Consider the following 8,474-nt stretch of genomic DNA (forward strand, 5'->3'; position numbering starts at 1 on the left):
TTGGGCCTCCTCCCATTTTGTCGTCTTGGTTCAGTTCGTTACCGGCCCGCGTCCGTTGCCTCGCGGGGCGGGACGCGGCCCGCGATGAAATCGACCAGCGTCGGACCCTCGGGGCCGATCGCGACCTCCTTGTAGCGGGTGGCGCCAAGACCGCGGCACAGCGCGCCGTTGAACTCCATGTTGATGCGCGTGCTGCGCAGCCGACCCATGTGCGCCTGAAGCCCGTCCGGCGCGATGCGCTGGCCGTCCCAGGTCGGGAAAGCGGGGGCGTCCCCGCCAGGCGCGAGCCCCTTCACCGCGAGCAGCTCGAGATAGCGCGGCAGCTGCCGCAGCTCCTCGGGGCCGGTGAAGCGCACCCGCTTCAGCGCGGCGAGCGTCATCGCGGTGATCGCCGCGTCGCTCCTGCCCTCGGCGCGCAGCGCCAGCAGCAGCGCTTCCTGGCGGCGGTCAAAGGCCTTGGCCATGAAGGTCTCGACCACCTCGTTCAGCACCGCGCCGCCGCAGCTTTCGGCGAAGATCTCGTGGAACGGCCGGCCGCTGTTGACGCCGTCGTTGACCTCGTCGCCGAGGCAGTGGTCCTGCAGGTGCACGGTCATGCCGCGCACCCAGGGCAGGGCCATCACCTCGGAGCGGATGCCGAAGGCCATCAGGAACGCGAAGTTGGGCGAGCACCAGTAGGTCGGCAGCCGGAACTCGACCCGGACGAAGAGGTCCTCCGAGACCTCGACGCTCTGGACGAAGTCCATGTCGGTGATCGGCTCGTCGAGCTCGGGATCCGAGACTGCCGAAAGGCAGTCCCAGACCTCCAGCTCGCATTCCGCCTTCAGAGTGGCAAGGAACATGAGCTTACTCCGCCGCGATCTGCACCGGTGCGCCGGCCAGCTGCGTCTTCATCGCCTCGACATCGACGTCGTAGAGTTTGGCCGCGTTGAGCCCGAGGATCTTCTCCTTGATCGCGTCGGTCAGCTGCACGCCGCTGCGTTCGGCCGAGATGTCTTCGGGGATCTGGTAGTTCCAGAATTTCTCGACCAGCCATTGCGGAGTCCAGATCGCGTAGTCCGAGCCGAACAGGATCTTGTCCTCGCCGACCCACCACAGCAGCTCGGCCATGACCTCGCCGAAATAGCGGGGGCGCGAGTGGATGAAGGGCATGGCGACGGCGAGACCGGCGTAGACATTGGTCTCCTGCGTCGCGATCCAGCAGAAATCGTCGAGCCGGGGCAGGCCGCAATGCTCGACGATCCAGTTGAGGTTCTGGAAGTCGGTGGCGGCATAGTCCACGTCATCGACGCTGAAGGCATCCTTCGACAGCGGGATGATGGTCGGACCCTTGTGGACGTGGATGTTGCGGATGCCGAGCTTGTCGCAGAGCTCGAAGCACTTGTAGGCCGCGGGATCGTTCAGCGCCCAGCCCTTGCTGCCGCCGTTCCACTCGGCCGTGTACATCTTCACGCCCTTGATATCGAAGGTTTCCTTCATCCAGTGGATGTACTCGAGCGCCTTCTCGCCATCGCGGGGATCGAAGCTGCCGTTGACGATGAAGCGTTCCGGGTGCCGCTTGGCCATCTCGTGCGAGCGCTCGAGGCAGCCGAAACCCTCCTTGTAGAAATCGCGCAGGACGGTGGTCTGGATGATCGCCATGTCGTCCGGGCCATCGACGAAGAGGTCGCGGTAGATGTCCTCCTCGGAGTATTTCTCGAACTTGGCCTTCTCCCAGAGCTCCTCCTCGGGGCTGAGGTTGGTGTGGTAGGCGTAGAAGCAGTCGATGAACTGCTTGCCGTGGACGTTCGCCTGGTTCTCGGGGCTGGCGTCCCAGAAGTGGACGTGGCCGTCGAGGACGAAGATCTCTTTGCCGTCGGGTGTCTTGTACATTGCTAACCTCCCTGGGTGTCGTTGCGCGCGCAGACGGTCCGGAGAGGCGCGCGGCATCCGGCTTTTCCAGCCGCGCGCCCGCTGTCTGTCCGTCAGGCCGTCCGCCTGTCTGTCCGTCGGTGGGGGTGGCCGGGGGCAGGGCGTGCCGCGCCCCCGTGCCGGTGATCAGATGAATTCCATCACTTCGTTCATGTCGCCGAAGAGGATCACGGTGTTGTCGTCGACCCGCACCATCCGCCCGTAGTGGGTGGAGGTGTTCACCTCGAAGATCTCGGCGGTCATCTCGCGGCCGAGGTATTCGGTGATCTCGTCCATTTTGAAGATCAGCTTGCCCTCGCCGTCGATCCGGATGGTGGCCGGGTTGTAGGTGACGGTCACGTTGGGATTGTTCTCTTCCATGAACTCGGCGATGGCGCGCGCCTCGACAGAGTCGTTCATGGTCACACCGCATTGATGCGACACCTCGCGCGAGGTCAGATCGATCTCGCTCATCGGCTTGAAGATGTTCTTCTTTGATGCGTTACGCGCTGTGCTAGACATCTGTTTCTCCCTATCTGGCTGATTACTTGAGACCGAGCTCGTCGAGGATCTGGGCCAGGCGCTCGCGCGAGACCTCTTTCACCTCCTGGTACGAGACCGGCTTGGAATGCGGTTGCGACCAGATCGGCTGAAGCGCGTCCGCGGCCTTTTCCGCAAGCGCGCCGTGCTTGGCGAGCCAGCCCTTGAAGAGCGCGCGGTTCTGCTCGCCGAACTGCTCGTCGTTCACGAGCAGGTAAATGAGGTCGACGGTGTTCGCGAGGTTGCGCTCATAGTCGGCCTCGGCCGCCGAAATCACCGGCGGGGTGATGAAGTCGTTGTTGGCGGCAGCAGCCTGCATGAAGAACCCCGAGCGGATCAGCTCGCCCACCAGCGGCTCGAACACGATGTTGATGGCGAAGTACTGCTCGAGATAGTCCTCGGCGCCCATGATCGTCTCGACCGCCTCGCGGCAGGGCTGCCAGATCGGGTCCTCGAGCCAGGTCTTCTTGCCGAGCTCGTCGTCCCAGCCGTCGAGATCCATGCCGATCTCGGCGAGGTAGAGCGTGATGTCCTGCGTCAGGCGCATCTTGTAGGACGAGTTGGTCAGCGTGGCGTTGTTGATCATCTGCGTGTAGCCGTAGCGCTGCGCCTGCATGAGCGAGGTGCCAAGGCCGAACTCGGCATGCTTCCAGGCGCCGAGATGCTTCTGCAGGACGGTCTGCCAGGCCTTGTCGAACACCTTGTGCGCACCGGCCTTGCGGGCGTTCGCGATGACGTTCTGCACCATGGTCTCGATCTTCGACTGGCGCTGGTAGTGGGTCCGCTCCCATTCCTGGTCGGGGGCGCGGAAGGCGTGCCAGTTGCTGGACTGCGCGGCGGTGGAGGTCTTCTGGTAGGCGCCGCCGCCCTTGCCGCCCTCGAACTCGATGATCCAGTTCTGGATCAGGTAGCGCTCGGGATCGGGCTGGACGTCGCAGGTGACGTCCTCGTAATGGGTCGCCCGTTTGCCGCGCGGGGTGAAGTAGCTGTACTTGCGGCTCTTCGAGCCGACGAACTCTGCGGCACCCGCGGCGCCGGAGCCGACGGAACTAGATGTTGCTACCATGGTAGCCTCCCTTGGTTGGTGTTACGTCACTAGCGTTCGGACCGGTCTCAGTGGTCCGAAGAACCGGAAGTGGGCGTGAACTTGTCGAAGAAGATGCGGTCGGTATCGAAGTCGTGCATGAAAAGCACCGGCGTCAGCGCGTCGATCATCGGCGGCGGTCCGCAGGCGTAGACGTCGCCGTCGCCGTCGATCCCCAGCGCCTTGAGCCGCCGGTCCACCGCCTCGTGCACGAAGCCGCGCTCGCCGGTCCAGTCTGCGTCGTCGTCGGCATGGCTGAGCACCGGGATGAACTCGATGCCCGGATGGGCCGCGGTCAGCGCATCGATCCGGTCGAGCAGGATCAGGTCGTCGCGGGTGCGGGCGCCGTAGAAGAAGTAGACCGGGCGGTCCTCGCCGCTGGCGACGTGATCGTTGAGGATCGACCAGACCGGCGACATGCCAGATCCTGCGCCCACGAGGATCACGGGTCCTTCTCGGTCTTCCCGTCGGAAGCACATTCCGTAGGGTCCCTCGATGCTGACGTCGGCGCCGGCCTTGATGCCTCCGTCGTCGAGCTCGTTCGAGAAGCGTCCGTCGGGGTACTTCTTGATGATGAAGCCGAGTTCTTGGGTTTCGCTCGGCGGATTTGCCATGGAGAACGAGCGTGTAATCTCCTCCCCCTTTTCCGTCTTGACCGTGATGTCGACATATTGGCCCGCCCAGAACTTGAGAGGTGCATCCAACTCGATCTGAACGCCTCGGATATCATGGGTCAGTTTCTGGAAATCGACGATCTTGCCCGAGAACTGCCGGACCGGAATGGACTTGGAGAGGGCCTCCTCGTCATAGTTCAGAAGCTCGATGTCCACGTCGCTGTAGGCAAGGGTACGGCACATGAGGATGTGGCCGCTGTCCTTCTCCATCTCGTTCAGCGCGAAGGTGGAATACTTGAGCATCTCGGTCTCGCCATCGAGCTGGACGCATTTGCAGGCCGAGCATTGCCCTTCCTTGCAACCATGCGGCAGCGCGATGCCCTGGCGGAACGCGGCGTCGAGGATCGTCTCGTCCTCGTCCACCTCGAATTCCACGCCGACAGGCTGCAATCGGACGGTATAGGTCTCCGTCATTCTATCCTCCCTGGGGCACGGCACGCGCCATTCGCGCGGCCGAGGGTCCGGGAGCCGCGAGGGCGGCTCCCGGTCGTCTCGTGTCAGTTGCAGGGGTTGATGGTGAACCCGGCGCGGTACTCGGCGATGTGGGCCTCGCGGTCCGCGTCGTTCATCCCGCGCAGCATGTTCAGCGGCACGCACGTGCTCGAGCTTCCACATGTCCTTGTTGTCGAAGCGCAGGTGCGGCTGCGGCACCAGCGTCTCGCCATCGTCGCGGACGAAGTTCAGGTCGACGATCGCGTCGGCAAGATCCCAGCCGTCATAGACCGACTCCCACTCGCGCTTGCCCGAGAACTTGCCCATCGCCGGCGTCGGACGACCCTGGTACTCGTCCGCGAAGGCCTCGACGGCGGTCCAGCGGTCGAGCTCGTGGGCGAAGGTGTGCAGCTGGCCGTCGATCTCGTCCACGACCATGTCCTCGCGGATGAGGCAGGGCACAAGGCAGGACCAGCAGCGGTGCGGATAGACGTAGCCGGTATCCTGGTTGAAGGTGATGACGGTCTCGCCCGGCTTGCTGAGCTTGCCGTACCACCGCCAGTATTCGCCGAACTCGGCGTACCAGCCCGGGTACTTGTGTTCGAACCACTCGAAGTCCTTGTCGGTCTGGGCCTCTATGCGCCAGAAGTTGACCGGCCAGCCGACCGAAAAGAACTGCGCGACCTTGTGGACGTAGTTCTTCTTGGTGATCCGGTTCCAGGCTTCCTGCACATCGTCATGGTGGATCTTCACGCCGTACTTCTCGAGCGGCAGCATGTAGGTCCGGTAGTAGTCCTCGAAGATCCAGCGGTGCCACATCTCCGCGTAGGATTCCTTGTCCTTGTCGCGGTTGGTGGTGCCGTACTCGATGAAGGTGCCGATGGCGGCGTCGACGATGGCGTGGTTCTGCCAGAAGGCGTAGCGCAGGTCGCGCTCGAGCAGCAGGTGGTTCTCGGGCTCCTTGAGCGCGGCCATCAGCAGCGAGTGGCCGTTGCCGATGTGGCGGCTCTCGTCCGACTGCACCGACAGGAACACCGTGGGCAGTGCGTAGTCGCCGTTGCGGGCGGCCTCCGAAGGCATGGCCACGAAGAGCGTGTTGGTGAACGCGGTCTCGGCGACCACGGTCAGGTACATGCAGGCGGCGGTCATGGTGTCGCCGGTGATGAAACCCTCACCGAACTGGCGGCCGATGGTGGTGGCGTAGCACTTGCCGAACGCCTCCTCGGTGATGTCGAACCCGGCGGGGTCGATATAGTTCTCCATGTACCACTTCTTCAGGTTCATCTGGATCGTGGAATGGCGGAACTCGTCGACCATCTGCATGGTGAAGCCGGTGCGCAGGTCCTCGCCCGGAGACAGGCGGGCAACCATGGCCATCGAGCGCGCGGCCGAGATCTCGGGGAAGGGGATGATCGCGAGGAAGAGCTTCATCCACTCGATCCAGCGCGGCTCCACGTTGCGGAACATGTCGCCGCGCAGCGCGGCGTCGAGCGCGCCGTAGACCCGGTTGTCCTTTTCCTCTTCCATCGGGAAGTAGGAGCGCAGCACCTGTTTCATCGGATCGCGCGGCGCCTTGGTGATCTTGTAGTCCGTCGGGAAGGTCGCGGCCTCCTGGACGTAGGTCGGGTTCCACCCCAGATCCGCGATCTTCTTGGTCGCCTCCCCGACCGAGATACCACGTTGCGACGTGATCTTGTTAAGCGTCAAAGTCATGCCATGAGCCTCCTTAAAGCTCTGAGCCCGGTTTCCCGGCCACGTTTTGGCGGCTTTCGCCGTTTCATTGCGTGCTTCGGGCCGGGGCCGCGTCGCACGGGGTTCTCGGCAAAGGTGGGGAAGCTCGAGGCGCGCAGATCGGCACGGCCCGCGGCGCGCGCAGGCGATGCTGGCGACATCTCTCCTCCCGGTCCTTCGTTCTTTGGCATCTCTTCCGCAGGGAAGATCGCGTGTTATGCCTCTCTTCATGCAAGGACCGTTCCCATGCGGCGAAATGTGCAGTTGCAGCATGGAAAATTTGTATAAGTAATTGAAAATATAATTTAAATTTTGTTCATTTATTTTGCGGAAGGCTGCGGGTGTGGGCGCGAAACCGGCGCCGGCCGGCGACTGTCACATTGTTTTACGCCCCGCGTTACACCTGCCGGCGGGCGGGCGTTACACCGTCCGTTCCGGCCGGGGCCGCGCGTTACACCGGACATGAAAGAGCCGCGCTCGCAAAGGTGCGGGCGCGGCTCGGAAGACCTGCAGAAGGGGAGGAGTGTCAGGCGCGCAGGCGCCGCTGAGATGCCGGGGCGAAGCCCAGTTCGTGGCGGTATCTCGCGACCACTCGGCGCGACACCGCGAGGCCCTCGGCGCGCAAGGCGTCCGAAAGCTGCACGTCGGACAGCGGGTGGCTCGCGCATTCGGCCAGCAGCAGCGCCCGCAGCCGCGCCAGCACCTTCGGCTTCGACGGGCCGTCCGTCGAGCAGAGCGCCGAGCGCCGCGCGCAGAGGGTGCGGGCCGGGATGATGCCGTTCGGCCCCTCGATCAGCAGCCCGTTCAGGACCCGGCTCACGGTGCTGAGATGAAACCCGGTCTTCGCCGCGATCATCGCCTGGGTGAGCGGTTGCAAGGCCTCGGGGCCGTCGCGGAAGAAGGCGCCCTGCACCTCGATCATCACCTGCACGATCTGTTTCAGCGCGCCTTGCCGCAGGTCGAGCGCCTGCTTCAGCGCCCTGGCCTCGCCGAGCGCCCGCCGCATCTCGGGCGAGCTGTCACCCGAGGCCCCGGGAGGTACCGCCACCACTGTCTCGAAGCTCGTGCGGAAGATCGGGACCCAGCCGTCGCCGCGCGCCTCGATCCGGACGTCGGCCTCGCGCATCAGGGTAAGGTCGGTGGCGAACTGGCTCCCCGGCTTGGGATCGAGCCGCCGCAACCGTTGCAGCCGCGTGGCAATCGTTGCCGCATCGAGCCCGGTCGCGCGCTCCAGCGCCTCCGCGCCGCCGGTTCCCAGCACCTCGAGATGTGCCAGCACCCGCCCGGCAGCGTCATCCCAGAGCCCCTGATCCTCGAGCTGCAGCCGCAGACAGTCCCTCAGATCGCGCGCGAAGATCCCGGCGGGCGAGACCCGCCGCTGCACCAGATCCAACGCGGTTTCAACGAGTTGCACGCTCAGCCCCAGCTTCTCCGCGATCTGCGGCACCGGGCGTCCCAGCCAGCCGGAGGGCTCCAGCTCCTCGACCAGCGCGAGGATCAGCCGCTCCATGGCGGCGCCGCGCCCGGCGAGGCCGGCCAGCTCGCGCAGCACATGGTCGTAGAGGCTGGTGGGCCGGTCCGCGAAGGTGCTGTCGATCAGGTCATGGGCGCTGCCGGCGCGGATCGCGGTCTGACGGCGGCGTCGCACCACCAGCAGCGGGTTGCTCTGCGCCGTCTGCAACAGGTGCTGGTCCAGCTCCTCGCCGGAGAGTTGCAGCACGCTGATCACGTGGCCCATCCGGAACACCTGGCTCTGGCTCACCTGCAGGCGGGTCGACGGGCTCATCGCGCGCGACTCGCGGAAACATCTGGCCAGATTTCGAAGGCTTGCGCTACGCTCGGGGCGAAACCGTCAGGACCCTTGCAAAGATGGCCGACTCCCTGCCCCCCGGCGCGATCGCGCCGCTGTTCCAGAGCCCGCCCGAGCTGTCCTACCCGGGGCTGTCGCCGCAGCTGCTGGCGCGGACCAAGCAGCTCTGGTCGGCGCGCGGACTCGATTTCGACCGCCACTGGCGCGAGGGCATCCGGGCGCTGCCGGGGTTCCGCGCGGTGCCGCGGCTCGACGATGCGCCGAACAGCGCCGCGGTCGATCTGGTGTTCCTCTTCGATCAATGCGTGCTCTG

The 8,474-nt window shown here is 64.9% G+C and carries 6 protein-coding genes and 1 pseudogene; 1 reads left to right on the top strand and 6 read right to left on the bottom strand.

Annotation, left to right across the window (positions count from 1 at the left end; translation table 11 throughout):
- Positions 1 to 38: 38 nt before the first annotated feature.
- From HC022_RS13675 to HC022_RS13705, 6 genes are all read right to left on the bottom strand, one after another.
- Entirely contained in the window at positions 39 to 842 is an 804-nt protein-coding gene (locus HC022_RS13675) for an iron-sulfur cluster assembly protein (protein WP_008886131.1), read from the bottom strand.
- Between the two features lie 4 nt (positions 843 to 846).
- Positions 847 to 1,872 carry an amidohydrolase family protein gene (locus tag HC022_RS13680; RefSeq protein WP_008884667.1) on the bottom strand — a complete coding sequence of 342 codons (1,026 nt, stop codon included), beginning with the start codon at positions 1,870 to 1,872 and terminating at the stop codon, positions 847 to 849.
- A gap of 165 nt (positions 1,873 to 2,037) precedes the next feature.
- Positions 2,038 to 2,412 carry an MmoB/DmpM family protein gene (locus tag HC022_RS13685; RefSeq protein WP_008885347.1) on the bottom strand — a complete coding sequence of 125 codons (375 nt, stop codon included), beginning with the start codon at positions 2,410 to 2,412 and terminating at the stop codon, positions 2,038 to 2,040.
- A 22-nt stretch (positions 2,413 to 2,434) separates the two neighbouring features.
- Positions 2,435 to 3,496 carry an aromatic/alkene monooxygenase hydroxylase subunit beta gene (locus HC022_RS13690; protein WP_008886003.1) on the bottom strand — a complete coding sequence of 354 codons (1,062 nt, stop codon included), beginning with the start codon at positions 3,494 to 3,496 and terminating at the stop codon, positions 2,435 to 2,437.
- Between the two features lie 47 nt (positions 3,497 to 3,543).
- Positions 3,544 to 6,333, bottom strand: a complete 2,790-nt coding sequence (locus tag HC022_RS29160; protein WP_175583569.1) for a 2Fe-2S iron-sulfur cluster-binding protein — start codon at positions 6,331 to 6,333, stop codon at positions 3,544 to 3,546.
- A gap of 544 nt (positions 6,334 to 6,877) precedes the next feature.
- Positions 6,878 to 8,137, bottom strand: coding sequence for an RNA polymerase subunit sigma-54 (locus tag HC022_RS13705; RefSeq protein WP_167452814.1), 1,260 nt, complete (start codon positions 8,135 to 8,137; stop codon positions 6,878 to 6,880).
- Positions 8,138 to 8,220: 83 nt separating this feature from the next.
- Here HC022_RS13705 and HC022_RS13710 point away from each other — a divergent pair.
- Positions 8,221 to 8,474 (top strand): annotated as a pseudogene (locus tag HC022_RS13710) (hypothetical protein); the annotation flags it as partial.

This window comes from Salipiger sp. HF18, assembly GCF_011806505.1.
Classification (GTDB): domain Bacteria; phylum Pseudomonadota; class Alphaproteobacteria; order Rhodobacterales; family Rhodobacteraceae; genus Salipiger; species Salipiger thiooxidans.

Excerpts from the sequence above, each read along its gene's own strand:
- HC022_RS13690 (WP_008886003.1), bottom strand. The coding sequence starts at position 3,496 with ATGGTAGCAACATCTAGTTCCGTCGGCTCCGGCGCCGCGGGTGCCGCA.
- HC022_RS13675 (WP_008886131.1), bottom strand. The coding sequence starts at position 842 with ATGTTCCTTGCCACTCTGAAGGCGGAATGCGAGCTGGAGGTCTGGGAC.
- HC022_RS29160 (WP_175583569.1), bottom strand. The coding sequence starts at position 6,333 with ATGACTTTGACGCTTAACAAGATCACGTCGCAACGTGGTATCTCGGTC.
- HC022_RS13680 (WP_008884667.1), bottom strand. The coding sequence starts at position 1,872 with ATGTACAAGACACCCGACGGCAAAGAGATCTTCGTCCTCGACGGCCAC.
- HC022_RS13705 (WP_167452814.1), bottom strand. The coding sequence starts at position 8,137 with ATGAGCCCGTCGACCCGCCTGCAGGTGAGCCAGAGCCAGGTGTTCCGG.
- HC022_RS13685 (WP_008885347.1), bottom strand. The coding sequence starts at position 2,412 with ATGTCTAGCACAGCGCGTAACGCATCAAAGAAGAACATCTTCAAGCCG.